Consider the following 25,025-nt stretch of genomic DNA (forward strand, 5'->3'; position numbering starts at 1 on the left):
AAAAGAAGAAAAGTTTTTGAAGCAAAATTTGATATGCAGAGAATGAAAAAGTTACCAGTAGCCATTATTGGAGGAGACCCTGTAGGGGGCTGCAGCTGCACATTTAGCAAAATAAGGTGAATCATTCATCTTATTAGAAGGTGGAGACAAGATAGGATTAAACATTCTGACATGGGGCCATGTGCGGGTATCCTCACCTTAGCAATATAACATTGATAAAGCGGCTTTGTCTCTTCTTGAACAGTGTGGCTGGGAGTCACCAGAAATAAAAGCATTGCCAACAGGGAAAGAAATTGTAGAACAATCCTTACAGCCGCTGGAGACCCTTCCAAAATCAAACGATTCATTTGAATACTAAAGTACTATCTATAGGTAGGAAAGACACAGATAAAATGAAAACAGCGAATCGTGAAAAAATTCCATTCATGATTTATACAGAAAAAGAAGGTGTACTGCAAGTTTATGAAGCTAGAGTGGTGTTAGATGCCATAGGTACGTGGGGAAATCCAAATCCGTCAAATTCTAATGGTATTTGGTTGAAAGAAGAACAATCTTTTAACGAGCATATTTTTTATGGTATTCCAGATATCTTAGGAAATGAACAAAAGCGATATGCTAATAAGCATGTAGCTGTTGTGGGAAGTGGTCATTCTGCAATCAATGCTTTGTTAGAGTTGGCAAAATTAAAGGAATTCTATCCAGAAACTAAGATTATATGGATCATGGGAAAGCAACGTGTGGAAGAAGCATACGGAGGAGAGGGAAAAGATGCTCTGGAAGCGTGTGGCGTCTTGGGTAGCCGTATTCATCAATTGGTTGATGAAGGAAGCGGTGAGGTAATGACACTATATAAAATTCAATACGTAGTTAGAACGAAAAATGGAATGGACATTGTAGGTCATCAAGGTGAACAAGAAATAAAAATTACTGATGTCCATGAGATGATTGTAAATACAGGTAATCTTATATCGTTGGTTGGGCTTCCATTAATCCATACAGTCATCGATGCGCCTACCAGGGAGAAATTATTAGGCTAATGGGGGTCTGTTAAAAATGCAATTGGAGCCGTTAAAGAAGCTGTAGAGCGAGGAGGGAAAAGTATTTTTCCGTTGCTCTGGTGGATGAAATCGTACAGGGACAGTTGCAACTGGATTATTAGTAGAATTAGGCCATGCATCTAACGTAGAAGAAGCGGAACAAAAAGCAAAAAAAATCCGTTCAAGCATTAATATCAAACCAGAAATGAAACAAGTATTGAAACGTTTATATGTATAATTCATCTAAGTCTCAAAAACATTACCGTTTTTGAGACTTTATTATTTTATGAATTTGATATATGGGACAATCAAATAAAAATTCTGTAAAATTAAAATTGAAGAAAATAAACAGACTCCGTAAAGTTTGTAATTTAGTTACTTTAGTATAGAAGAATAAGATGGGACGCTGTATGCGATGAAAGTCGCACGTACAGTGTTAAGTAGGGGGAAAGATGAAGATAACCTCAAAGTCTTACCCATCGCAATGATTAGTATGTAAAAAGAGCACCTGATCAGGGTGCTCCGCCCAAAATTATGAACAACAATCCATAACAATATATGTTGCTTTTGCCTAATGGTGATAATCTTATAAATTCATTAACGAAATTCTTATTGAATATAGAAAAAGACAATAGCCGGAGGGGTATTGTCTAAAGAAAAGTGGAGTGGAACTAAAATATTAGTTGAAGACATAACAGGTTATTTAAAATATATGTATTGCTTCAAAAAGTATACATTAAAAATAAAAGGTGCTTTTTAAGGCGCTCAATGGCCAAGATACATCTTGGAAAAAGGTGATTACAATTATATCGTATGTGTACGTATGGTTTATGTGCAACCTTTAAACTAAATCATGATTTAACAACAAATAAAAAGAGCGCATTTTTATATGCACCCTTAGTAAGGTATGTGAATGTCTCATGAGATATAAAAAATTCAGAAAATCGTAATCAGATTTTTACGAGTGAATTTTTTATATTGTATGCCTTACTTGGAGTTATGGAGCCTGTCATTAAAGAATAAAGAGCGCCTTGAGAGAAAGACGCTCTGCCCAAAACTAATATTGAAAAAGAATACCCATAATATTGTATGTAGGTTTTTTGTGTAGGTGCGAGTTTAAATAAAATCTTTATCTTGCGTAAAAAAGGCTAGGATTGATCCTAGCGCTCAATAAAAGGTTGTGTCACATGGGAAATGAGAAAAGATAATAAGCAAATTCACTTATTTCGAATGTAGTATATAACGTTTTTAAGGAGAAAAGCAAGAAATTCAGTAATGTTTACAGATGTATTACGCGAGCATGAAGATGTTGATGAATTATAAAATCGTTATTTCAATAATGTTTCATAAATGTATCAGAAATGTGAACAAAGCGTTTCTTCATAACAAAGAAAAAGAGCACACATATAAGTATGCCCTTTGACAAGAAAGGTAGATTGATATAAATGGATGCCTCCATAAATATCATATGCCTGTCCAATTAAAAGGTGAAAAAAATTTAAGGTAATCATGAATTTATTGGTAAAAATACTGGTAAATATGTCCGGTTTTATGGTCGTTAATTTGAACAAAACGCTATTTGAATTAATGTGGAAAATACCATATGTAACCTAAAATAATTAAGCAAGTAATTCCTAGTGTAATTAATAAATATTTAAGGATTGTGAGTACTGTTTTCATTGAATACCACCTAAACTTTTAATTATTTTAGGTATTTAGTCAGGTATTTATGTATATAAAAATTTCATTTTGTAGAAAAGTGGTGAAATAGATGTACATTGACACATTAAGAAGTAAATTGAAGAAAGATTGCAGAGGAAAAGCGATGTTCCGTAATACAGGATTAGTACACTTCTATATTTACCTGGCAAACTCAGATGATATTTTTACAGCAAGAAGCAGTGTCCGAGAATTTAATGAAGTTTGTGGGACGAAAGTTACATACAACGGACGTACAGAGCATATTGATGGAAGTTTATATAACTACTGTATTCATGGTTGGGATGCAAATCAAAAGGAGCAACTAGCAAAAGCTAACTGCTCCAAACAGGGATGTGTCTCTAGATGTAATTATAGTATGAACGGAATTTCAATGCATATAAAAAGCCATTGTTTTAAACAGTAATTGAACAAAACGCTGGCTTTTTATTATTTTTCAGAACTGTTTTTTGTAAAAAAGTCTGATTAATTGAATTTTCCGTATACCACTAACGCACCATTTAGTTTAATAAGAATGAATGGATTTAAACTTTCTTCCAATAAAGTTAGTAGGTACGGGGATGAGTTCTATTTCTCTTGACCAAACAGAGAGTTGAATAATGTTGTGAGTCTCATGAGCAATTATATGGTGTAATCCAGCGCACTCCAAATATTTGATTATATCGTCTTGCAAACTGAAAACGTGTTAGTTTTGGTTGCTAGCAAAGAAGGTTGCTTCCTTTTTTGAAAATTCATTTTCCTTTTTTAATGACAGGATTTCACTTCGTAAAGAACGCAGTTCTTTCATATCAGATACCTCATCATCAAAAAATGGGGAAGAATATTTTTTTATCCATGCATTTAGTGTCCCGTTCCCCAGGTCAAATTCTCTTTGAATACTGGAAATTGTACCCCCTTCTTTAACCACCAATTCAATACATTGTTTTTTAAACATTTCATCATACTGTTTTTTCATCTGAAACACCTCTCATATAGAATAATTTATCTCTATACTATGTTTCAGTTTTACTGTATCCCCTCATAATGCTGTGATTAATATCTCATACTGTATGGCTGTCTTTTTTAGGTGCAGTCCCTTCTTGAAAAGGTGTTATTGTTTTAGAGAGGCAATTTCTCTCGCGAATTGCAAGATTTTTAAGTTTTTTGTTTTTCTATTCAGAATTGGTACATAGTTGATTAGAAGCAAATGTTTTAGATAACATAATAACTTGTTTGCCATACGATTTTGATTTATTTTCACTCATTTCTTGTGTCTGTTTTTAAGGTTGTAACTTAGTTTAAGATGCTTCGCAACAGGACCGAACAGAGTCTTTTATTTTTTGCTTTTTCATAATATAGGTAAATTGGCGAATCTCCTCACATAAAATACCATAGAGGCAAAATCGCTTTCCTCATCTAAGGAATGAGCATACTCTGTTTGGAGGTGTTAAGATGTTCGATAATCAAAATGAACATAGGAAATGGGAAGGGATTCAGGTTGGAGCTTTGGATTCTAATTTGGTGGGGCCAACGTTTCCAGCAATTCCTTCATTTACTTTCCCAACTGGGCCAGCCGGCCCAACTGGAAAAACTGGTCCAACGGGAGAAACAGGCCCAACGGGAGAAACAGGTACCATGGTTTTAACAGGGGTTGGAGATCCCACATGCGCTATTGGAAATTTAGGAGATATTTACATTGACCTATCCACAGGGAGAACATATTATAAGCTCTCTCAGCCAGTGCCTCCAATGGTCAGAGCTATTCCAGCACCTACCGGTGCCACAATTCCTGTGGGTTCAACGCAGACTTATACTACAATTGATGCAGCTTTAGCTGTCGCTAATAATGGTGACAGGTTATTACTTGACGCTGAGACCTTTATAATTACATCCACTGTTACTGTTAATAAATCGGTAACGATTGAGGGTCAAGGAATAGGGGCAACTACCGTCATTACTACCTTGAATACTGTAATCTCTATGTTTAATGTTACAGTATCTAACGTTATTTTTCGTAATATGTCAATTGTCCAAAATTTCCCTTCTGTTTTGAGTGTAGAGTCTGTTATTTCAATTAATAATTTGTTAGCAACAGGAATATATGTTGATAGTTGTGAAATTTCAGTATGCGAACTCGGTATCGCCATTAAAGCAACTGAATTCCAAATAACAAATTGTAATTTTACCTATGCACCCGCTGCTTCACCTAACAACGGATACTTCTATATCATTATTTCCTCTACTTCAGGGCAAAGTATTATTGACGGTAACACCTTTGTGTCTGACTCAGGTAACACGAGATGCAGATTTATCATCATAACCAATATAACCGTTAATTCAGGCACACTTCAAGGGAATTTAGTAATAAGCAATAATACACAAGACAACTTATCTCCGGCTACATTAAGACACCTGTTAGATATCGAGGAATTTGTTGGTACAAATTTTGGTTTGTTTCTTTTAAACAACACAACAGTAAATGAAGGAAATGTACCTGTTTTATTGTTTAACGCGGACTTTACTATATTTAAATTCATAGAAGTTAATGGTAACAGTATCCAAAATACTGCCGGAAAGGGAATTATCGGAATTGACTCGAGTTCTATCGGTCAAACACCTATTTTTAGTTCGGGTAATACAATTGCAAATCAATTTTTCACTCTAGGATGGGCTTCTGCGACCATTCCACTTAGTTTTATTGTGGGGTATAATACAACGGTAATCTCAGAGCCACCTAACCTGCCATTAACTAGTTGTTATTGGCTTATGTTGATTTGATACTGTATAGATGTAATTTAGAAGTTTAATATGTTACTATGACCCCCAAACAAGACCACCAAAATATTTGAATAACATTGTAGAACAAGAGCATCACTTTATTAAGAAACGTGTACATTCTATATTAAGAGTCAAGTTTTTTCACACAGCTATATCCTTGCAGAAGTAGGTGACATGTTTTGGTTTTTATGAAGTATAAGAAACCGTCAGAAAAAGTAGAGATTGAATATCGATGTAATTTCGAAAAAATAAGATCATTACTTTTGGGAACACAACTTTATTAGAGTTTCTTGCAAAGTCTTTATTAATAAAGCTTGATTAATAACTAACTGTATTCTTATTGCTATGACTATAACTTTCTTCCATAGCCAATGCATCTGCTTTAGTAACATGAACGGTACCAAATGGATGATTTGGAGGAGCGTATATCGAGTAAAGTTTTAACGGAATATTACCTGTATTAGTTACATTATGCCATGTTCCCGCAGGTATCATTATTGCAAAATCATCATAGACATTTCTTTTAAAGTTTAAATTATCTTTACTCTTGCCCATTTGAACAATCCCCTGACCTTGTTCAATACGTAAAAATTGATCGACATTAGGATGTATTTCCAAGCCAATATCTTCGCCAATATTGATGCTCATTAAGGTAACTTGTAAATGTTTACCTGTCCATAAAGCAGTACGATACTTATTGTTTTGTTTTGTTGCTTCATTTATATTAACAACAAATGGTTCTGATCCATAATCTGTTAACGAAATACTTCCAACACCGTCGGAAAAACTAAAAGAATCAAATCTGTTTGCATACTCTATCTCATTGGGGAAAGTCCAGTAAACAGGCGGTCTTCCATAGTTATACGGTACATTAACATAATAAGGACATGGATACATAAAAGGAATATAGTACATTTTTATCAACCCTTCACGATTTTATAAAATTATCCTATGCACTGGTTAAGTTAATGTACTTAGACTAAAGGTAACTTTTGTAAAGAAGGCTTTTTAGCATAAAAGGGGTACGGAAACAATTATGGATTTCAGGGGGGAATCTGGAATTAAATCCTATATTTTAATTTTGATAAGTCAATTTGAGAGCTTCTAAAGCATTTAAAATAAACAACTTGCTATATTATTAATAGCGTATATCCTATTCATAATGCTTGGTATGAATAGGTTTATCTCATTATCGTTATAAATCTGCATAATCCTGATGTGACACGGTTTAGTTTTTAGACATATTATATAAATGTTTATTTAATTATTAACTGAGGTGAATTATTATGATAAATCCTTACTGTATTAAAAACAGGGCAATAGGCTCAGTCTATACAACCCATGGAGCTCAATCAACAATGCATGCAGTATATCATGCAATGCAGCATATGCCATATTATCAACATCCCGCTATACCTTATTATGAAACCATACAATATCATCCCTCTATAGAATATACACCTCAAAGTATATATCCTACCATTTTTACAACAATGCCACTTTATTAATCATCCTTCTGTTTTTAATTACTTTTAAACTGTATATACAACCACTGGGGAACTCTTCCCAAAATCCTCGTTTTTGGTCTGTTTGGCTTGGCAACACCCTTGATATAGAGCATTAAGACAACTTGTCTTGATACTCTATATAGGAATGTAAATAAAAAAAGAGTGTAGATATCTATACTCTTTTTTCTCTAACTATCTGAGACTTTTAAAGGGTCTCTTTCTGTTATTACAGATTTTATACATACTTAGACTTCAGAAGAGGATTAACATTCGAATTTATGATATATTTACTACTCACTCGAAGTGTGGACTCTAAACGATCACATGAATTATAAGAAAGTCAGTCGTTGAGGGTGGATTTTAGCCTGATTTTCATACACCAATCGAAGCGATGACGTATAACGACGCTACAAGAACTTGCAACGGTGGTGTTTTACAATAATGTTGCTAAGATTGCAAGTAAGCATGATCCAGATCTTGCTACATTATTAAGCCGTCTTGCAAAAGAGGAAACTCTTCAATATGCGTTTTATCGAGACGTCATTCGAACACATTTAGAATTGGAATCTAATTATTGCTATTATATTGCCAATGTGATTAGGAATTTTAAAATGCGAGGTGCTGTCATGCCTAATTTTGAAAATAGAATGGCTGTAATTGCAAAAGAAGCGAATTATGGACCACTACAATATTTTGATCAAGTACTTGATGTAGTGGTTGATTATTGGGGGTTAAAAGACTTACGATCAATTGCACCTTTAGCTGAAAAAGCAAGAATTGAGATTTTGGAATACCACATAAGATTGAAAAAAATACGTGATCGATTTGGTCGTTTTCAAGGAAAAACTGATCTACGTTAATGAGTAGAAATTTTAGAATATAAGCGGGGGAATTCCCCTTCCCTTTATGGGGAATCTGACACACTTCCTATTGTTTTTGGGATGTTTTTTACTTAATTTAATTTTTTGTTAAAAAGTTATTGACGATAAAAATAATTTTATGATATTATAAAATATTTGATAAAAAATAACATATGTGTTAAGGTTAAGGAAGTTACCATATATGGAGGTGGATTATATGTTTCAAATTGGCGATAACATTGTTTATCCAATGCACGGAGCAGGTATAATTGAAGCCATAGAAGAAAAAGAATTCTCAGGAAAAAAACAACAGTATTATGTTATAAAAATGTCAATCAGTAATATGCAAGTCATGATTCCTATGGGTAAAATACTAAGTTCGAGTATACGCCCAGTTACTGATATACTTGCATTAAAACACATTATACACATTTTTCAGCATGGAGAATCAGATAAATTATTGCCGTGGAAACAAAGGTATAAAGTGAACACGGACAAAATAAAAACGGGTGAAATACAAGATGGTGCTGAAGTTGTACGTGATTTAATGCGTATGAAGAAAGAAAAGGCACTGAATACAAGCGAAAAAAAAATGTTGGATAACGCACATGAATTTTTGATTAGTGAACTAGGATTAATTAAAGGAATCACTGAAAATCAAATAAAAAGTTTCTGTTAAGATTCATTATAGATAATGTATTACATCCCCCGGAAATATCCTGAATTTTTCGGGAATATGATGATTATTAAAAGTAAATCATTTCAAAGACATTCAGCTTCTTCAACTCACTTTTAGAGTAGGAACCTCTTTTGTTATTACTTCAATCTTATCCATTTTTATTTTTAAATTTCTTTTACGAACGTTCAAAGTTTCATCAAATAACTCGATTAAATAGTCACTTGATTTTTGCAATCCTGATTCACACTGGCACGGACAAGGATCCGTAAGGATGAAAGAGAGGTAGGGCTTTCATTGTTTTAGGTAATATATTATCTAAGTCATTATTTCTAGAAGAAAAAACAATTAATCTCACCGCTATCTCTTTAAGAGTTCTTTACATCTACTGAGACAGTGAATAGTAATTGTTTATCTTCTTTACGTAAAATTGATAAACGAACTGGTAACACCATATGGTCAACTACAAAAAATGGTTTCCAGACCAGGAAACCATTTTTAATCTTATTTACATAACAATAGTAAATTAAGCAGTAAGAAGGAGTGCACACATGAAAAAAATGTTAACAAAAGAATTAAGTAATGAATTAAAGAAGCGAGAAGGGATTATTTCTATTACAGTTGAGCCTTATGAAAAAATCGAAGTTGGTGGAATTCGTGTAGATGGACCAGCTGTGATTCTAATTAATCAAGAATAGCTAAAAATAGTTGAATGAACGAAAAAAAGGATCAGCCTTTACGAGAAGGGAAGATCCTTTTTGTTTGCTACGGCTAATAACAGGATATACATATATTCCATCTGATGTGATGGGGTTCAAAGGAAGGAGAGGGTGGGGATTATCATAGTGGAAAGCTTAATATTGGTAGGATTTCTTTTTATTTTATATACATTAGTTGATCAAAAACAAACTAAGTATTTGAAACGATAGATTGTTTTCTTTTTAAGAGCGGGATTTATCTTATAGTGAAACGGATAATTTAAAGGAGGAATTTAGATGGATGCAAGGAAAGAACGCATAAAATACGAGAAGATGTCAAAGAATTATGATCGTATTTATTTAGTTTCGTTTATCCTATTAATTGTACTTGTTTGTAGTAGTGTGATTATCATAGGAGCTACAGGAGGAAAATATGGAGTGTTTTTATTGTTGGCAATTTTACTTAACGCACGTATTACGAAAGAATCTCAAAAAAAGTATGAGCAGTACTCTAATAAAGGACGTATTTAAAATGATACATATCTTGAAAGGATATACATTCAAAGTATCCCTATATCATCACCTATTAACTAGTAAAAGTAACTTTATATAAATAATTTTTTGCAATTTAGGAATAGAAAATGCACCTTATTAAAATGTTATTTTCGTTCATATAATGAATTATCCTTCTAGCATATTTATAAGATTTATATCATTTATTAAGAGAAAGAATGTAAGTTAGAAAGGAGTCTTATAGAATGTGTTATTTGGAGGGAAATGACTTTAGTGAGCAATATATGGTAAGTATACTTAATCACTACGTATATCAGACATTACAATCAGTAATTGGTAAACATGTGGTTATTGAAACTGTAAGAGGAAAGTTAAAGGGTGTGAAACCAGATCATTTGCTCATTGAAGATACAGTACCGTTATATTGTACGCATTCAACAAATTGTATGGATTATGCCAAAACAATAATCAAAATACATCTAATTGGATTTATAGCAGATTAGCGTCATAGACGACTGAATAAAAACACAGGGTTTTATCTCTGTGTTTCTTCAAATTTTCGTTTTTGAATATATCCTTGAGCATGAATAATTTCTTCCTGAAGTTCTTTTAATTCTGCCGTTGATCCTGATTCAATCCTCATGTAAGTAGTAACTAAACTAATCATCATATCCATCTTCTCTACTATATTTTGAATGACCTGTTCAGATTGCTCTTTTTTAGGGTGTTGTATTGCTGTTAATACATCTTCTATATAATTATTCTTTCTTTGCTGGATATCATAAATAAACTGTTTTGTGTTTGGATTCATTTGTTGTTCCTCCATTTTGGATATGTTTCTATTGTATCATGTTTGAATAGAAAATATTGGATCCTCCTAAATTTACATCTGTCTCACACATCTACTCAAATATACAAACTAATTCTTTAACGTACAGGGAATCAATTAAAATGTGGTCAATAATGTGTATTGATGATTTTGATTTTTTGTTGTTACTAGCTCGTTAAAAAATACCCCTATTTATACATTGTCTATGTAAATAATGAAAATAGAGATAAATAAACATTGATAAGGAGTGAGATTTTTTATTTTTGATGTATTTACATTTATTAGCTTAATAGTACGGTGCTAATCCTTAATGGAATAAAAAAAGGCCTAGGGGAACTAGGACCAAAAGTGAAGTATCATCTTTGAAGCGAAAGTAAAAGATGGACACGTAATTGCAATAAAATAATTTTAATATTTAGAAATAAATATATTGATGAAATTTTTATTTTACAAAAAATATTCAAAAGCAAACAAATAATTGTGCTCCTGGATAAGGGTTTTGGAATCAGATGAGTAAAAAGCGTTGATACAAGAATATATGTTTTTTCAGTTTGAATATGAAAAGTTTTGAAAAATAAAGAGTGCTTTTTTAGGTACTTTATGACCAAGACTCATATCCATAAAAGGTGACAAAGATAAATAGAAGAAACCCCGATTGTCTGCGGGGCTTCTAAGGGTAATTGTCAAGTAATAACGTACTCGACTAATTAACAATACCATGAATTTTTTTGTGGAAATACTGGTAAATGTGTCCAAATGAATTCGAAGAATAAAAAGTTTTATTGTTAATAGACATTGAAAACGGAATAGAGGCTATTATTCAACAAATAACTAACGTTCAACGAGAAAACATGTTGACTATACGCAGCTACTATTCTGTAATTGCACATCCTTATGGAGATATAATGAGATCTGTTATTATTGCTATTTATCAAGAGAATGTTGAAGAAATTTTTATTGTAGGAATAGAGGACAAAGAAACTTCTTCAGTTAATCTACAAACTCAACGTGATTTTACAAAAGATAATATAGAATTAGACTATCTCTTTAAAAATTGCATGCCTGAATTTTCAAATGGTACCCTTAATGAATGGCTGATTAGACAAGAAAATGTTAGTGAAAATATTGAGAAGAGTATAGATGCGATTCTTCATCATCCACTAGTGCCTCCTGATGTTAAAGTTCATGGTTTCATGATTGATAAAACAGGTGGAAAAGAAACAGTTGTTAAAATTCCTGCTAATAAAGTATTTGAATACATTAATTAATTTACTAAAATGAATAAAAATTCACTCTTATATATAAATTATCAATAGGTAAGTACCTTTTATTTATTGGATATTATAATATATTAAATTTTTGGGCTTGCGTCCTTAAAAAGAGCAAAAGAAAGCCTCTATAAATGGATATCTTTTGCTCTTTTTGTTAGATATTTTAATGTATTTTATAAGAAGTGCTGAGTATGTACATAATTTAAATAAAAAACTTTGTGGCGTTTTTGGAAAAAATGTTCTTTAAGATAAGTCTATTAGATTTATAAGAATTTTTATTAATGATAGCAAGAATAATTTTAATAAGAAGTATATAGTAAGAATGATTTGGAGATACAGATGGGGATATAACTATTTTATTTAGGATGGTGCAATTAAAATGGATTTACAGAAAGGGAAATTATATTGGAACACGACTTTTTCTAATACACCTTCTTATCCTCGTTTGGACGAAGATATAAAATGTGACGTACTAATAATAGGAGCAGGAAGTTCAGGTGCTCAATCAGCATATTATTTGAGTGAATCAGATTTAAATATTGTTGTCGTTGATAAAAGAAAGGTAGGACATGGAAGTAACCTTACAAATACAGCACTTATTCAATATTTAGGAGATAAGATGTTTTTTGAACTTGTAAATACATTTGGAGAAGAGTATGCAGTTAAGCATATGAAATTATGTGAACAAGCTATTAATGATATTGAATATGCTGATCAAAACTTGCCTTATTGCTCTGATTTTAAACGACGTGACAGTTTATATTATGCAAGTTATGAAGAGGATATAAAGAAATTAGAAAAAGAACTGTATTATTTACATAAGCATGATTTTAAAGCGACTTGGCTATCAGAGGAACAAATTGGACAGAGATATCCATTTAAAAAACGTGCAGCTATTTATACGTATAATGATGGTGAAATAAATCCTTATAAATTTACACATAGTTTATTAGAACAAGCTTCTAATAAAGGAGTTCACATTTATGAAGATACAGAGATTGTTGGCAAAAAGTTAGAGAAAGAATGTGCTATTTTTTATACAAAGGGGGGCAATTCTATTACTGCCAATAAAGTAATTGTGGCTGCAGGATATGAAGGATTGGAATTGAAAAAGGAAAAGAACGCTACACTGATTAGCTCATATGCAGTTGTTACTAATCCTGTAGAAGATTTATCTTCTTGGTATAAACGTACTCTCATTTGGGAAACTGCGAGACCATATATTTATATGAGAACTACTGCAGATAACAGGATTATTATAGGTGGGCTAGATGAAGACACAAACATTGCTCAAGAAAGAGATTCAAAATTAATCCATAAAAAAGAGAAATTAGTAAATGGATTTAATAAGCTCTTTCCCAATATAACAGTTGAACCTGAATTTTATTTAAGTGCTTTTTATGGTGGTACTCATGATGGTTTACCTATAATTGGAATGTATGAAGAGTTTCCAAATTGTCACTTTATCTATGCGTATGGAGATAATGGATTAGTATATAGTATGGTACTTTCTAAAATTGTTCGAGATATAATTATTAAAGGTTCAAGTCCGGATTTGAATTTATATTTACAAACTAGACCAAAACTAAATGAGTAAGTTGCATGTATGCAAAATCAAGGTAGTATAAAAAAGTAATAGTTTTTACGGTTTTAATTACTTTATATAGGAAGCAATTCTACAATTATAATCTCTCCAATATATTTGGGGGGATTTATTTTTTTTTTATGATTTATTGAAAAATAGTCTAATTAGACTATAATGAGTATATAGTTTAATTAGACTATATATTTTATTGAGTGTGAAAAAAGGAGGAAAGAGGCATGGTTGCAAAAGAGAGCAACTTACGCTTAGTGATAGCTGGGTTAATGCTAGGCATTTTAATGGCTGCAATGGATAATACAATTGTTGCCACTTCAATTGGTACAATTGTCTCAGATTTGGGTGGATTGGATAAATTCATATGGGTTACTTCTGCTTATATGGTTGCAGTTATGGCGGGTATGCCTATTTTCGGGAAATTATCTGATATGTATGGTAGAAAGAGGTTTTATATTTTTGGTTTATTAATCTTCTTAATTGGTTCTGCATTATGTGGTACTGCGCAAAGTATTGTTCAGCTAAGTATTTATCGTGCAATTCAAGGTATAGGTGGGGGGGCACTGATGCCAATCGCCTTTACCATTGTATTTGATATTTTTCCTATTGAAAAAAGAGGGAAAATGACTGGATTATTAGGGGCCGTATTTGGTTCTTCAAGTGTATTAGGACCTTTATTAGGTGCGTATATAACAGAAAATATTAGTTGGCATTGGATTTTTTACGTCAATATTCCAATTGGTCTAATGTCATTAATTTTTATTTTAAAAGCTTATAAAGAAAATAATCCACCTACTAAGCAAAATATTGATTGGTGGGGGGCGATAACACTCGTAATAGCAGTAATTAGCTTAATGTTCGCTTTAGAATTGGGAGGAAAAGAATTTAAGTGGGATTCGATACAAATCATTGGGTTATTTGCATCGTTTATTGTATTTTTTGTTGGCTTCCTATTGGTAGAAAGAAAAGTGAAAGATCCGATAATATCATTTTGGATGTTTAAGCGTAAGGAGTTTGCAATATCACAAATTATTACGTTTTTCTATGGAGCAACATTTGTTATTTTAACAGTATTTATTCCTATTTTTGTTCAGGCTGTATATGGTGGAACAGCAACTAATGCTGGATTAATTTTAACCCCAATGATGTTAGGTTCTGTGGTAGGTAGTGCAATTGGTGGAATATTTCAAACGAAAATTAGTTACCGCAACTTGATGCTACTATCTGTAATATCCTTTGGGATAGGTATGTATTTATTAGGAACGATGGATCCGCAAACAAGCCGTGTGCTTTTAACGATATACATGATTATAACGGGATTTGGAGTTGGATTTTCGTTTTCTTTGCTTCCCACAGTTTCTATTCATAATATGGAACCGAGATTTCGTGGTTCAGCTACTTCAACAAATTCATTCTTTCGTTCACTAGGTATGACAATTGGAGTAACGATTTTTGGCTCCATTCAAAATAGTGCCTTTACAGCTAACTTAAAGGATGCTTTTAAGGGAATAGAATACGGTTCCAGCATGTTAAATAATCTAGGTGATCCAAGTACAATATTTCGCTCAGATGTAAGGTCCAGTATCCCTACTTTTATTCTTGAAAAAATTATAGCTGCTATGTCATCTTCAATTACTACTGTATTTCTATTAGCTTTAATTCCAATTACAGTTTCGTTTATAGCAATATTATTTATGGGGAATGTCAAAGCAGGTACAAAGAATAATGATAAAGTAAATGTAAAGTCATAAATTTTATAAAACAAAAAGATTCTTTACTTATTTTTAGCTTATACTATTGGTATAGGTTATTAAGGAGTGGAGAGTTATGAATACAAAGCTTTTTATGCTGGGTCTTCTTATGGAGAAAAATAGGCATCCGTATGAAGTCCAGCAACTTTTAAAAAATAGTGAAATGAAATATTATATAAAAATTACTAAAGGCTCTTTATATTATACATTTGAGCAACTTGAAAAGAAGGGCTTTATAGAGGTTGTTGATATTATTCGTAATGAACAACGTCCTGAACGAACTATCTATGGTATTACTACAAGTGGTAAACAAGAATTTGAGCATTTATTATTAGAACAAATGATAAAGCAAGAGGATATGCATCGTCCTATATACGAAGCATTACTTTTTGCACAGCATGGTGATGACAGATTAATTCTAGAACAGCTAAGAATTAAAATATCTCAACTAACCTTATACCTTACTACTCTTCAAAAAGTGTATGAGAACAAATACGGAAAAGAGAGCATGGCTAAATTATATATACTATCTAGTGTTATTTTACATCTAAAAACGGAGCTGAAAGTCTTGGGGAATTTATATGCTAATATGAAAAATAAAAAAATAGGCAGTATAGGAAATGACGTACTTAGAGATATTGAAAATCAATGTTTGTAGGCATAAGTATTATAATGTAAAGAGAGGTATAATACTTACTATTAGTAGGACTAATAGTGGATTGTATGTCGCTAAATGAGATGAAAAGTTCACATCAGATTTTTTTATTAAGTAAAGGATTATCGTATCGAAATTAGAAGGGATGACTATGCAAAAAAAAATTATTGTTATGTTTCAAAAAGATTTTCGCTTATATGATAACCCAGCTCTATTTGAGGCTGTTCAGTCTGGTGAGGTTCTTCCGGTATATATACAAGATGCAACTTTTTCAATAGGAAGTGCGGCAAAGTGGTGGTTGCACCATGCTGTAATAGATGTAAAGAAGCGACTTGAGGCATTGGGCTCTACTTTAATAATTCGTAAAGGACGTACGGAGGAAGAAATACTTTCTCTCATAGAACAATTAAATATAACGGCTGTATATTGGAATATTTGTTATGACCCGGACAGATTACAATCTAATCAAAAAATGAAAATGATGTTAGAAGATAAAGGTATTATCTGTAAAGAATTTAATTCACATTTATTATTAGAACCGTGGATTATTAAAAAGAAAGATAACACTGAATATAAGGTGTTTACGCCTTTTTACAATGCATTTCAAAAGCAGGTAATACCTAAACCTATTAGCAGAGTGCAGAATATAAAGTGGGGAAACTCTTTACCAGCAAGCTTATCTGTTTCAGAATTACACTTGCTGCCAACTATACCGTGGACATCTCATATGGAAGCAATATGGGATCCGACAGAAGAAGGGGCATATAAAACATTCAAGAAATTTTTCTCTAGCAAATTAGTCTCTTATAGTGAAGGAAGAGATTTTCCAGATCAAAATGTCCATTCGATGTTGGCACCGTATCTTTCATTTGGTCAAATATCAGTAAAGCTAATGTTTCATTACTTAATAAATAAAAGTACCGAAAGACAATGTAGTCTTTTTGAAAAACAAGTTAATAGCTTTATACGTCAATTAATTTGGCGAGAGTTTTCTTATTATTTACTATATCATTATCCATTTACAGTATATAAACCTCTTAATAAGAGCTTTGAAAATTTCCCGTGGGATAAGGAAGAGGAGTTAGTAAGAGTATGGCAAAAAGGGAAAACTGGTTATCCGTTTATTGATGCGGGAATGCGAGAACTATGGCAAACAGGTTTTATGCATAACCGGGCAAGAATGGCTGTAGCCTCTTTTCTTGTAAAGCATTTGTTAATTCCGTGGCAAGAAGGAGCAAAATGGTTTATGGATACACTACTAGATGCTGATATTGCAAATAATACAATGGGATGGCAATGGGTTGCTGGAAGTGGAGCAGATGCATCACCGTACTTTCGTATTTTTAACCCCATCACACAAGGAGAAAAGTTTGATAAAGATGGAGAGTATATAAGAAGATGGGTACCAGAATTAAGAGATATCCCAAACAAATATATACATAAACCTTGGGAAGCACCTGAGCATATTTTACAAAAAGCCAATATAAAACTTGGTGATACATATCCTTTTCCGATTGTTGATCATAAGGCAGCACGAGAGAGAGCCCTTTGTGCATATAAAAGTATGAAAGAATTTGTATAAAATAGGTTAAACAATATGTATTTGGAATTTAAATATTAGAATTTTATCCATTACAAGGGCATACTAATCATATAAAGTTTCTATAATCTTCTAGTAAAAAGGAGAATGTTTATGAAAAAATCTAGTATTATAGTATTTTTACTAACATATGGTTTGTTTTATGTTTCTAGTGTTTTATTCCCTATTGATCGTACTTGGTATGATGCGTTAGAAAAGCCGTCTTGGACACCTCCTGGTATGACAATCGGAATGATATGGGCTGTATTATTTGGACTTATTGCATTATCAGTTGCAATTATTTACAACAACTATGGATTCAAGCCAAAAACATTTTGGTTTTTATTCCTTTTAAATTATATATTCAATCAAGCGTTCAGCTACTTTCAATTTAGCCAAAAGAATTTGTTTTTAGCAACAGTAGATTGTTTACTAGTCGCTATTACTACGTTACTTCTCATTATGTTTTCTTCCAATTTATCTAAAGTATCGGCATGGTTGCTAATCCCATATTTTTTATGGGCTACATTTGCTACATATTTATCTTGGACAATTTATAGTATAAATTAAAGACGTAAATGAAAACTTGAGCACAAAGAAAATGCTCAAGTTTTTTATTTTTATTAGTAAATATATAGGAGGTGCCGGGAAAACACACGAATTTTTACCCTCAAGTGAATTTTTTAGCAATTAATTATGGTTATTTAATTCTTTTATACATTCTTGAACAAGTGTGACTGCCTGACTCATAGTGGGGCCTCCGCCAAATGCTGCTGTTACTCCAACTGTTTCAAGAATTTCTTGTTCTGAAGCACCTTGATCAATACATCCTTTTGTATGATAAATGATGCAATACTCATCTTGAGAATAAAGACTTATACCCAATGCAATCAATTGTTTTTCTTTCTTTGATAACGTACCATCTTTGAAACACTCTTCTGTAAAAGAATGGAATTTATCAGTGAGTTTGGGCATTTTTTCAGCAAATACACCTAATCCATATTTGTATTGTAATAGTGCAGCTTCAGTAGAAGTTTTATCTTTATATTCCATTTTAAATTCAACTCCATATTCAGTGTGTATTAAACAAAGATTAGTATGGGCGTAAATAGTTTTGATTAATCATAATTGTAAATAAAAAACAGATACTAATTTTAAAATTAAATACAAAAGGCGAATACTGTGACATTGTTCATAAAAATCCACATAATTTTGATCAAAAGTAAAATACTAATAGATGTATTAATGCTGTACTTCTAAAGCATTAATACAAAATTATTAACTACGATACAAGGAGGCAATCACTGTGGATATTCGTGAAGGATTAATTCCAACAGCACTAGGTACAGCAGTGACAGCAGCAGGTTATGTTCTTAAACAAACTCGTGGAACTAATAAAATGATTGCAAATACAGTGTTTGGATTTGGTTTAGCTCACGTTGTTTTAGGTGTAATTGATCTTGTAGAACATCGTGGTTAGAATGGAAAGCAAGCATATTAATGCTTGCTTTTTTCATAATTTAATTAAAATTTGTATTTAAATGAAGTAATTCAATAAATTAAACCAAAATATTTATGGTACTTATAAGGAATGTTAATTAATTTAAATTTTTATAAAAATATTTTATCGAGGTTAAAGGGATGGATTGCTTTAAGAAAGGATATAATATTTTGGGCATATGTAATTTCCTTAGCTGTGTAAGATAGTTTAGTCTTTAACCATGCTTAAGTACTGCTTAGAAAAATTATATATAATAAAGCAGCCTGTAATTTTACGGCCCGCTTTACTCACTTGTTATGAAAGGTTAACTATTTATGCTAACACTTAAATAGTTCCTATATAGTATAAATACAATATATTATAGTATGCAAAAAAAGGTGCTTGTGATTCATTCTGAGGATAAAAATACCTACACGTTTAATATTTATTTTATGTATTAAAGTAGTAAGAAATATTAATAATAAATATGAACTTTAGTAATGCTGTGAAGTAACATGAAAGTTACTATTTAATCATAATATTAATTATTAAGTGTCTACTCATATTTTACGTTATGGAATTTAATATGTTGATGGTAAGTATATGGTATGCATAATGTTTTATGAAGAAGCATAGCTAAGGATTCATAAAAATATTGATCTGCATAATATTATCAAATTATTAAAGGAAGTGTTAAATAAATGAAAACTATACAGCGGATTGCTTTAGCATTAATTATTATCGGTGCTATTAATTGGGGATTAATTGGATTTTTTAAGTTTGATTTAGTAGCTGCAATATTCGGTGGACAAGGCGCCTTTTTATCGCGGGTTGTATTTGCTCTTGTTGGTTTAAGTGGATTAATGTGCATAACTCTTTTATTTCAGCTAATGAGGGACGTAAATCAGGATTTCAATTATAACAAATCAACAGAAATAAATTATGGTACCGAATTTGGTGAAGAAACAGATATAGTAGATCTTAGAGAATCTTCAAATCAAAACTATACATCTAAACAACGTAATTCTCTGGATGATTAATAAAATGCTTATTACATCCATTACTGAACGAGAAATTCTAAGACCATAAAGTGAGTCGTGAAATCGTTGCTGTTATCTCATAACACTTCAGTAACCATTAGTGTAGAAATAATAGCTAGAATCTTTCTTTATTTAATATTCATCTAACTTATGTGATAAATATAACATTTATTCAAATGTTATATTTATGAAACATTCATATGTTATGTTGGATAAGTCCTTTTTTGAATCATATTCATTCTATAAAAATCCCTAGCCCCCTCTAGGGGTTTTTACGTTCAATTGAAAATGAAGAATAGTGTCTTATTTCTCAATGTGTAAAATTTTTAAACGCGATAAAATAATATACGAATGAATTCCAATACACATATTATTAAATTTAAGATGGTTCAAGTTGGAGGAAGGCATCAGAGGGTGTCTTCCTCCATTGACACTAAGTTTAATTTTTAATTTAACAATTCTAATAAAAAAATAATATCAATGGTTTTTTTCTCTTCTACTTTGCAATAGATTTTTGTACCCTTCCGCTCACTACTGATAACCTTGCTTATCGTTAATTTTTTTAAATGTTGTAGAATTTTATATTCTGCAATTTGTGTTGCTGCACTAAGTTGAGAAACTGTCATAACACCATTTTTAATCAATTCACTAACAATCAATAAACGATTTGAATTACCCAGCATTTCAAGGATTTTAGCACTCCTTTCAAAATGACTATAATCCATATTAAAATCATTAGACATAATGTTTACCCTCCTGGACCATCACAAATAATAATTAAGAAATATTTAAATAACACTTTTCTAAAAATTACTATAAAGATACAATAAATTCAAATTATAAGAAATAGTTTTCAGGCATTTTCTCTTTTTTAGCACTTCTATTTATATGTAAATATGTTAAAATATTATATGAAAGATTCAAGGTGTATTTTTAGTTTTTAAAATGATGTTATTAAAATTAAGATGGTTTAAGTGTAAGAAAGGCACCTTAAGGTGTCTTTTTTTATTGGGTAGTTACACGATTACTGTCATAGACCGCAAAATAAACCACAGAGTTGAAAAATCTCTGTGGTTCTTTAAATTTCCTATCATTGATTACCGAATAAAGAGAATGTGTTAATATTCTGGTTTTTTTGGGATTGCAATTCAATATTACGAAGTGTTATTAGGTCATCAATATTAATATCTTTATAAGTATCTGCTATTTTTTCTATTGATAATTCAATACATAGTAAATCGTTATTTAGTTTAGATCCAGAAGTAGAATAACTTGAAGGTATTATTTTTCTCGTCTAAATAGTCTTTTTCCAAGTATTACTTCAAAATCTTTTATTGATCGATTAACAGTTGGTGTAATTCGATATGTCTCGTGTGTGTTAGGTAATATTAAGCTAATTCACCAATCTAAGTACTTGTTCAATTTGGAATTATTACGGCAATAGGAGTAATGTTGGATACATTCATTGTTAGGTCTCTTCTTGACCCTGCCAGTACGTTGATTCTAGGATGGTTCAAATTTTGTTCAGGTGAAATCTAGAATGGAAAAGAGAGAGAATGTGGATGCTTAATACAATAATGAAATGAATATAGAATTTTTCAGAAGTTGCGAATATGGATTTTTTAGAAATACAATATATTTTAGGGAAGTAAAGGTAGATATCTTTTTATAAGAGATGCCTACCTTTTATCATTTTGTTATTAAGAAAATTCCTTAATTAACCTCTTAAAAGGTGGAGAAATCTTCTAAATCTCACATAGATTAAAGTTTAAAATATGTATTTCTAATCTTCCGCAATTTTATTGCCATATTTTAAATATAGATAAGTTGTATTTTGAAGTACTACATTGTAGATGGAATTATATTTTGTAATGCATGTTCTAATGTTAAAAATTTATATTGATATCCGTGTTCAATAGCTTTTTGAGGTAATACGTGCTGTCCTTCTAATATCAGCATGCTCATTTCTCCCAGTAAAGTATGGAGGATAAAAGAAGGGACTGGCAGCCAATGTGGGCGCCCTGTAATTTTTGCCATATTTTTCCCGAATTCTTTCATAGTAGCTGGTGTTGGTGCTGTAATATTAAGAGGTCCTTTTACCTCCTTTTTGTTGATAGCAAAATCAATTATACGTACGGCATCATCTATGTGAATCCATGATAACCATTGGTTTCCGGTTCCGATTGTACCCCCAATATACAATTGATAGGGAAGGAGCATTTTTGGAAAAGCACCTCCATCTTTACCTAATACAATACCGAATCTAGTGTAAATAGTACGTATTCCGAGTGATTTAGCTTGAGATGCTGCTTGTTCCCATAAAGATACTGTAGTTGCTAAAAAATCATTTCCCGGAGTTTCGTGTTCCTCTGTGAAAGACTGCTTTTGAGATGCCCCGTAGTATCCAATAGCACTGGCATTAATGAAAGTTTGAGGTTTTATTTCAAGGGTGTGTAATTGCTTAATAAGTCCTTTTGTAGTTTGTAACCTACTCTCTAAAATCTTTTCTTTTTGTTTCTTTGTCCATCTACCGTTATTAATAGATTCTCCAGCTAGATTAATGACAACATCAATAGACGAAAAAGGAAATGTATTTGAATTAGCATCCCATTTTACATATTGAATATTAGAAGTTGAAAAATCATCTATCTTTTTCCGTGTAAGAATATAAACTGTATGCCCCTCATTGCTAAGAAAATTTGAAAGATGTCTACCAATAAATCCACTTCCACCACAAATTGCAATTTTCAATAAAATTCCCTCCTCATTATATTAATTCTAAAAAAAATTGTGACTATGTTAAAATAACAGTGAAAAGTATGATTGTCATTACAGAAATCAAAGTAGAGGAATTTAGAGATAATACTTGGAAAAGCCATCATCTCTAAATGTATTTTCAAACTATTACATACCAATATATTTATGATAAAAAACTTTTAATTTTTTATATGTTTGGACAAAAAGTCCTTTTAATTAAAAGGGCCCAATTTTTATAAAAAGAAAACTGTTAAGTCAAGGTGCTCAAGAATTGATTCTTAGACACAGTTTACAAGAGGATTCGATGGGAAAGCAAATTAAAAATACTCTTACCTTTATGGGGAAAAGGGTTTTCTCAAAAATGTTCTTTTTTAAACCAAAAAAAATAAAAATAAATGTTCAAATGTTTTATTAAACAAATACCAATTTTATAGAATATCGATATTCTTGACAATTCTAACAACATTACGGAATATTTTTATATTGGATGTAAAACACTGTAATGATGGCATAAAAGTTTAAAAGATAATTTAATACTTAATATATTGCTGATTAAATCCTAAGGAGGCAATAACATGCAGAGACAATTTCCTAAACCAAAAGTGGTTGTGAGTAAATGCTTGGAATTTGATACCTGTCGTTATAACGGAGATATGATTTTTGATGTTACAATTCAAAATTTAAAACCATTTGTTACATTTATTCCTGTATGTCCTGAAGTAGAAATTGGATTGGGTATACCTCGTGAAACAATTCGAATCATTGAGGAGAATGGCGTTCAAAAACTTGTGCAGCCTTCTACAAGAAAAGATTTAACAGAACAAATGCAGCATTTTTCTAATTATTTTTTAAGTACATTACCAGATGTCGATGGATTTATTTTAAAAAGTCGATCTCCAAGTTGTGGAATAAAAGATGTGAATATCTATACGGGGTATGAAAAGTCACCAACGAAAGGAAAAGGTCCTGGCATATTTGGTGGGGCTGTACTAAGAAAATTATCTCATATTGCAGTAGAAGAGGAAGGGAGATTGTCAAATTTCACTATTCGAGAACATTTTTTCACAAAATTATTTACAATTACTCATTTTAGAAGAATCAAACAAAATGGAAATTTAGAAGAATTGATTGCTTTTCAATCCGTTTATAAGTATTTATTCATGGCATATAATCAGTCAAAACAAAAAGAGTTAGGCAGAATTATTGCCAATCACAAAAAAGATAAAGTTGAGAGCATATTTAAAAAATATGAGGAAATGTTATATGAATTATTAAAAAGAACACCTCGTTATACATCACATGTAAACGTATGTCAGCATATCTTTGGTTATTTTAAAAAGAATTTGAAAAATCAAGAAAAAGAGCATTTTTTAACACTTCTTCAAAAGTATAAAGAAAAAAAGATACCGCTTAGCAGTTTGCTCTCTGTATTAAAATCATGGGCTCTTCGTTTTGAAGAACAATATTTATTAAGGCAAACCTATTTTGAACCTTATCCAGAAACCTTAGTAGAAATTTCAGATTCAGGAAAGGGCAGAGATTACTAAGGAGAACTACAAATTCCTTTGCTGTTTTAGAACAAAATAGAAATTTTCGTGTATAAGTGATAGGAATCAATGACAAAGATTACTTGTTTGCTTACATAACATACTGAAAAGCTATTATACTTTCACTTCTAGTAGCATCAACTTTTATAGAAAATAAGCGTACAACAAAAACATATAGTTATTTGATATACACACTGTAATTTAAGTTTTCGTATAAAACCAGTTACATAAAATAAATCAAATATTAAACACATTTCTATATGAAAAGAGTATGGGAGTCTAAAAAAATAAATAGTCACACTCTTTTCATATAGAAGTGTGACTAAAAATGCATAATTGTTTATTTATGTTGGACAAACTTCACCATTAAATTGGCAATTGTATGTTGTTCCTGTTCATTAGCAACTTTCCAAAGCTCAGCTAATAGTTTTTCTTGGTCATTTCGCGCCTCTACTTCATTTGCCAAATAATCACCTACACGGAATGCCATATCTGAAACTGCCTCACCAGCAATTCCTTTTCCTTCGGCTTGTTCTAATCGTTCTCCTAAAAAGCTTTTCCATTGATCAAAATTGTCTAGCACTGACATAATTAATCACCTCACTTTTAAGTAATAGAACCATACTTACTTTGTGCAAATTCTTATTTTATATGTAAAAATTTTTATTTTAACAATGTCAACCATCGTTTACCCCAATTAAGTTGGTTTTGGTGTAACAAATTTAAAGGACTAAAAAATGTTCTTTCAAAC

21 protein-coding genes and 7 pseudogenes are annotated in these 25,025 nt (G+C 31.4%); 21 read left to right on the forward strand and 7 right to left on the reverse strand.

Annotation, left to right across the window (positions count from 1 at the left end; translation table 11 throughout):
* Positions 1-30: 30 nt before the first annotated feature.
* The 3 genes and pseudogenes from COC96_RS04965 to COC96_RS04970 all read left to right on the forward strand — a co-directional run.
* A pseudogene (locus tag COC96_RS04965) lies at positions 31-1,016 on the forward strand (NAD(P)-binding domain-containing protein); the annotation flags it as partial.
* A 27-nt stretch (positions 1,017-1,043) separates the two neighbouring features.
* Positions 1,044-1,275, forward strand: a pseudogene (locus COC96_RS27475) (protein-tyrosine phosphatase family protein); the annotation flags it as partial.
* Between the two features lie 1,533 nt (positions 1,276-2,808).
* Positions 2,809-3,162: a hypothetical protein gene (locus COC96_RS04970; RefSeq protein WP_225316022.1), complete on the forward strand. Its 354-nt coding sequence runs from the start codon at positions 2,809-2,811 to the stop codon at positions 3,160-3,162.
* A gap of 279 nt (positions 3,163-3,441) precedes the next feature.
* On the opposite strand, the gene COC96_RS04980 is transcribed toward COC96_RS04970, so the two are convergent.
* Positions 3,442-3,711: a transposase gene (locus COC96_RS04980; protein WP_225316023.1), complete on the reverse strand. Its 270-nt coding sequence runs from the start codon at positions 3,709-3,711 to the stop codon at positions 3,442-3,444.
* 476 nt (positions 3,712-4,187) lie between these two features.
* On the opposite strand from COC96_RS04980, the gene COC96_RS04985 reads away from it, so the two are divergent.
* Positions 4,188-5,513, forward strand: a complete 1,326-nt coding sequence (locus COC96_RS04985) for an exosporium leader peptide-containing protein (RefSeq protein WP_098768399.1) — start codon at positions 4,188-4,190, stop codon at positions 5,511-5,513.
* A gap of 52 nt (positions 5,514-5,565) precedes the next feature.
* A pseudogene (locus COC96_RS04990) lies at positions 5,566-5,682 on the forward strand (IS6 family transposase); the annotation flags it as partial.
* Between the two features lie 149 nt (positions 5,683-5,831).
* On the opposite strand, the gene COC96_RS04995 reads toward COC96_RS04990, so the two are convergent.
* Entirely contained in the window at positions 5,832-6,428 is a 597-nt protein-coding gene (locus tag COC96_RS04995) for a cupin domain-containing protein (RefSeq protein ID WP_000291468.1), read from the reverse strand.
* A gap of 371 nt (positions 6,429-6,799) precedes the next feature.
* On the opposite strand from COC96_RS04995, the gene COC96_RS27910 reads away from it, so the two are divergent.
* The 6 genes and pseudogenes from COC96_RS27910 to COC96_RS05025 all read left to right on the forward strand — a co-directional run bounded on the left by COC96_RS27910 (position 6,800) and on the right by COC96_RS05025 (position 10,236).
* The gene (locus COC96_RS27910) at positions 6,800-7,021 is read left to right on the forward strand and encodes a hypothetical protein (protein WP_098768400.1); all 222 of its coding nucleotides are present in this window, start codon (positions 6,800-6,802) and stop codon (positions 7,019-7,021) included.
* A 192-nt stretch (positions 7,022-7,213) separates the two neighbouring features.
* Positions 7,214-7,881: pseudogene (locus tag COC96_RS05005) on the forward strand (acyl-ACP desaturase); the annotation flags it as partial.
* Between the two features lie 217 nt (positions 7,882-8,098).
* Entirely contained in the window at positions 8,099-8,560 is a 462-nt protein-coding gene (locus COC96_RS05010) for a CarD family transcriptional regulator (protein WP_000486312.1), read from the forward strand.
* 548 nt (positions 8,561-9,108) lie between these two features.
* Positions 9,109-9,255: a BC1881 family protein gene (locus tag COC96_RS05015; RefSeq protein ID WP_000738547.1), complete on the forward strand. Its 147-nt coding sequence runs from the start codon at positions 9,109-9,111 to the stop codon at positions 9,253-9,255.
* 297 nt (positions 9,256-9,552) lie between these two features.
* A complete protein-coding gene (locus tag COC96_RS05020; RefSeq protein WP_014895257.1) occupies positions 9,553-9,786 on the forward strand; it encodes a hypothetical protein in 234 nt (77 codons plus the stop codon).
* Between the two features lie 227 nt (positions 9,787-10,013).
* A pseudogene (locus COC96_RS05025) lies at positions 10,014-10,236 on the forward strand (DUF2642 domain-containing protein).
* Positions 10,237-10,303: 67 nt separating this feature from the next.
* Here the strand turns inward: COC96_RS05025 and COC96_RS05030 are convergent.
* Complete coding sequence (locus tag COC96_RS05030) at positions 10,304-10,579, reverse strand: hypothetical protein (protein WP_001069278.1); 276 nt, start codon at positions 10,577-10,579, stop codon at positions 10,304-10,306.
* Between the two features lie 774 nt (positions 10,580-11,353).
* On the opposite strand from COC96_RS05030, the pseudogene COC96_RS05040 reads away from it, so the two are divergent.
* The 6 genes and pseudogenes from COC96_RS05040 (at position 11,354) to COC96_RS05065 (ending at position 18,020) form a co-directional block, all read left to right on the forward strand.
* Positions 11,354-11,865 (forward strand): annotated as a pseudogene (locus COC96_RS05040) (carbonic anhydrase).
* 382 nt (positions 11,866-12,247) lie between these two features.
* The gene (locus tag COC96_RS05045) at positions 12,248-13,465 is read left to right on the forward strand and encodes an NAD(P)/FAD-dependent oxidoreductase (RefSeq protein WP_088115181.1); all 1,218 of its coding nucleotides are present in this window, start codon (positions 12,248-12,250) and stop codon (positions 13,463-13,465) included.
* A gap of 224 nt (positions 13,466-13,689) precedes the next feature.
* Positions 13,690-15,216: an MDR family MFS transporter gene (locus COC96_RS05050; protein WP_076538630.1), complete on the forward strand. Its 1,527-nt coding sequence runs from the start codon at positions 13,690-13,692 to the stop codon at positions 15,214-15,216.
* A gap of 76 nt (positions 15,217-15,292) precedes the next feature.
* Entirely contained in the window at positions 15,293-15,874 is a 582-nt protein-coding gene (locus COC96_RS05055) for a PadR family transcriptional regulator (RefSeq protein WP_098162106.1), read from the forward strand.
* Between the two features lie 148 nt (positions 15,875-16,022).
* The gene (locus COC96_RS05060; protein ID WP_098768401.1) at positions 16,023-17,453 is read left to right on the forward strand and encodes a cryptochrome/photolyase family protein; all 1,431 of its coding nucleotides are present in this window, start codon (positions 16,023-16,025) and stop codon (positions 17,451-17,453) included.
* A 111-nt stretch (positions 17,454-17,564) separates the two neighbouring features.
* The gene (locus COC96_RS05065) at positions 17,565-18,020 is read left to right on the forward strand and encodes a TspO/MBR family protein (RefSeq protein WP_000749744.1); all 456 of its coding nucleotides are present in this window, start codon (positions 17,565-17,567) and stop codon (positions 18,018-18,020) included.
* A 120-nt stretch (positions 18,021-18,140) separates the two neighbouring features.
* Here COC96_RS05065 and COC96_RS05070 read toward each other — a convergent pair whose 3' ends face one another.
* Positions 18,141-18,503, reverse strand: coding sequence for a carboxymuconolactone decarboxylase family protein (locus COC96_RS05070; RefSeq protein ID WP_076538624.1), 363 nt, complete (start codon positions 18,501-18,503; stop codon positions 18,141-18,143).
* Between the two features lie 253 nt (positions 18,504-18,756).
* On the opposite strand from COC96_RS05070, the gene COC96_RS05075 reads away from it, so the two are divergent.
* Complete coding sequence (locus COC96_RS05075; RefSeq protein ID WP_071739411.1) at positions 18,757-18,930, forward strand: asparagine synthase; 174 nt, start codon at positions 18,757-18,759, stop codon at positions 18,928-18,930.
* 701 nt (positions 18,931-19,631) lie between these two features.
* Complete coding sequence (locus tag COC96_RS05080; protein ID WP_000849456.1) at positions 19,632-19,970, forward strand: DUF378 domain-containing protein; 339 nt, start codon at positions 19,632-19,634, stop codon at positions 19,968-19,970.
* Between the two features lie 446 nt (positions 19,971-20,416).
* On the opposite strand, the gene COC96_RS05085 is transcribed toward COC96_RS05080, so the two are convergent.
* Complete coding sequence (locus COC96_RS05085) at positions 20,417-20,713, reverse strand: ArsR/SmtB family transcription factor (RefSeq protein ID WP_000063807.1); 297 nt, start codon at positions 20,711-20,713, stop codon at positions 20,417-20,419.
* Between the two features lie 667 nt (positions 20,714-21,380).
* Here COC96_RS05085 and COC96_RS27090 point away from each other — a divergent pair.
* A pseudogene (locus COC96_RS27090) lies at positions 21,381-21,509 on the forward strand (MMPL family transporter); the annotation flags it as partial.
* A 303-nt stretch (positions 21,510-21,812) separates the two neighbouring features.
* On the opposite strand, the gene COC96_RS05090 reads toward COC96_RS27090, so the two are convergent.
* Positions 21,813-22,721 (reverse strand): TIGR01777 family oxidoreductase, encoded by a 909-nt coding sequence (locus COC96_RS05090; protein ID WP_000684085.1) that lies wholly within the window; start codon positions 22,719-22,721, stop codon positions 21,813-21,815.
* A 581-nt stretch (positions 22,722-23,302) separates the two neighbouring features.
* Here COC96_RS05090 and COC96_RS05095 point away from each other — a divergent pair.
* Positions 23,303-24,274, forward strand: coding sequence for a YbgA family protein (locus COC96_RS05095; protein WP_076538622.1), 972 nt, complete (start codon positions 23,303-23,305; stop codon positions 24,272-24,274).
* Positions 24,275-24,614: 340 nt separating this feature from the next.
* On the opposite strand, the gene COC96_RS05100 is transcribed toward COC96_RS05095, so the two are convergent.
* Positions 24,615-24,863 carry a DUF3243 domain-containing protein gene (locus tag COC96_RS05100; RefSeq protein WP_000114446.1) on the reverse strand — a complete coding sequence of 83 codons (249 nt, stop codon included), beginning with the start codon at positions 24,861-24,863 and terminating at the stop codon, positions 24,615-24,617.
* Between the last annotated feature and the right edge of the window lie 162 nt (positions 24,864-25,025).

The organism is Bacillus cereus, assembly GCF_002577405.1.
GTDB lineage: Bacteria > Bacillota > Bacilli > Bacillales > Bacillaceae_G > Bacillus_A > Bacillus_A cereus_AU.

What these genes read in the sequence shown, in the direction of transcription:
- COC96_RS04970 (WP_225316022.1), top strand. Translation starts at nt 2,809, where the DNA reads ATGTACATTGACACATTAAGAAGTAAATTGAAGAAAGATTGCAGAGGA.
- COC96_RS05080 (WP_000849456.1), top strand. Translation starts at nt 19,632, where the DNA reads ATGAAAACTATACAGCGGATTGCTTTAGCATTAATTATTATCGGTGCT.
- COC96_RS05030 (WP_001069278.1), bottom strand. Translation starts at nt 10,579, where the DNA reads ATGAATCCAAACACAAAACAGTTTATTTATGATATCCAGCAAAGAAAG.
- COC96_RS05065 (WP_000749744.1), top strand. Translation starts at nt 17,565, where the DNA reads ATGAAAAAATCTAGTATTATAGTATTTTTACTAACATATGGTTTGTTT.
- COC96_RS04980 (WP_225316023.1), bottom strand. Translation starts at nt 3,711, where the DNA reads ATGAAAAAACAGTATGATGAAATGTTTAAAAAACAATGTATTGAATTG.
- COC96_RS05010 (WP_000486312.1), top strand. Translation starts at nt 8,099, where the DNA reads ATGTTTCAAATTGGCGATAACATTGTTTATCCAATGCACGGAGCAGGT.
- COC96_RS05095 (WP_076538622.1), top strand. Translation starts at nt 23,303, where the DNA reads ATGCAGAGACAATTTCCTAAACCAAAAGTGGTTGTGAGTAAATGCTTG.
- COC96_RS05085 (WP_000063807.1), bottom strand. Translation starts at nt 20,713, where the DNA reads ATGTCTAATGATTTTAATATGGATTATAGTCATTTTGAAAGGAGTGCT.
- COC96_RS05050 (WP_076538630.1), top strand. Translation starts at nt 13,690, where the DNA reads ATGGTTGCAAAAGAGAGCAACTTACGCTTAGTGATAGCTGGGTTAATG.
- COC96_RS05100 (WP_000114446.1), bottom strand. Translation starts at nt 24,863, where the DNA reads ATGTCAGTGCTAGACAATTTTGATCAATGGAAAAGCTTTTTAGGAGAA.
- COC96_RS05060 (WP_098768401.1), top strand. Translation starts at nt 16,023, where the DNA reads ATGCAAAAAAAAATTATTGTTATGTTTCAAAAAGATTTTCGCTTATAT.
- COC96_RS04985 (WP_098768399.1), top strand. Translation starts at nt 4,188, where the DNA reads ATGTTCGATAATCAAAATGAACATAGGAAATGGGAAGGGATTCAGGTT.
- COC96_RS05020 (WP_014895257.1), top strand. Translation starts at nt 9,553, where the DNA reads ATGGATGCAAGGAAAGAACGCATAAAATACGAGAAGATGTCAAAGAAT.
- COC96_RS05055 (WP_098162106.1), top strand. Translation starts at nt 15,293, where the DNA reads ATGAATACAAAGCTTTTTATGCTGGGTCTTCTTATGGAGAAAAATAGG.
- COC96_RS05045 (WP_088115181.1), top strand. Translation starts at nt 12,248, where the DNA reads ATGGATTTACAGAAAGGGAAATTATATTGGAACACGACTTTTTCTAAT.
- COC96_RS05015 (WP_000738547.1), top strand. Translation starts at nt 9,109, where the DNA reads ATGAAAAAAATGTTAACAAAAGAATTAAGTAATGAATTAAAGAAGCGA.
- COC96_RS05070 (WP_076538624.1), bottom strand. Translation starts at nt 18,503, where the DNA reads ATGGAATATAAAGATAAAACTTCTACTGAAGCTGCACTATTACAATAC.
- COC96_RS04995 (WP_000291468.1), bottom strand. Translation starts at nt 6,428, where the DNA reads ATGTACTATATTCCTTTTATGTATCCATGTCCTTATTATGTTAATGTA.
- COC96_RS27910 (WP_098768400.1), top strand. Translation starts at nt 6,800, where the DNA reads ATGATAAATCCTTACTGTATTAAAAACAGGGCAATAGGCTCAGTCTAT.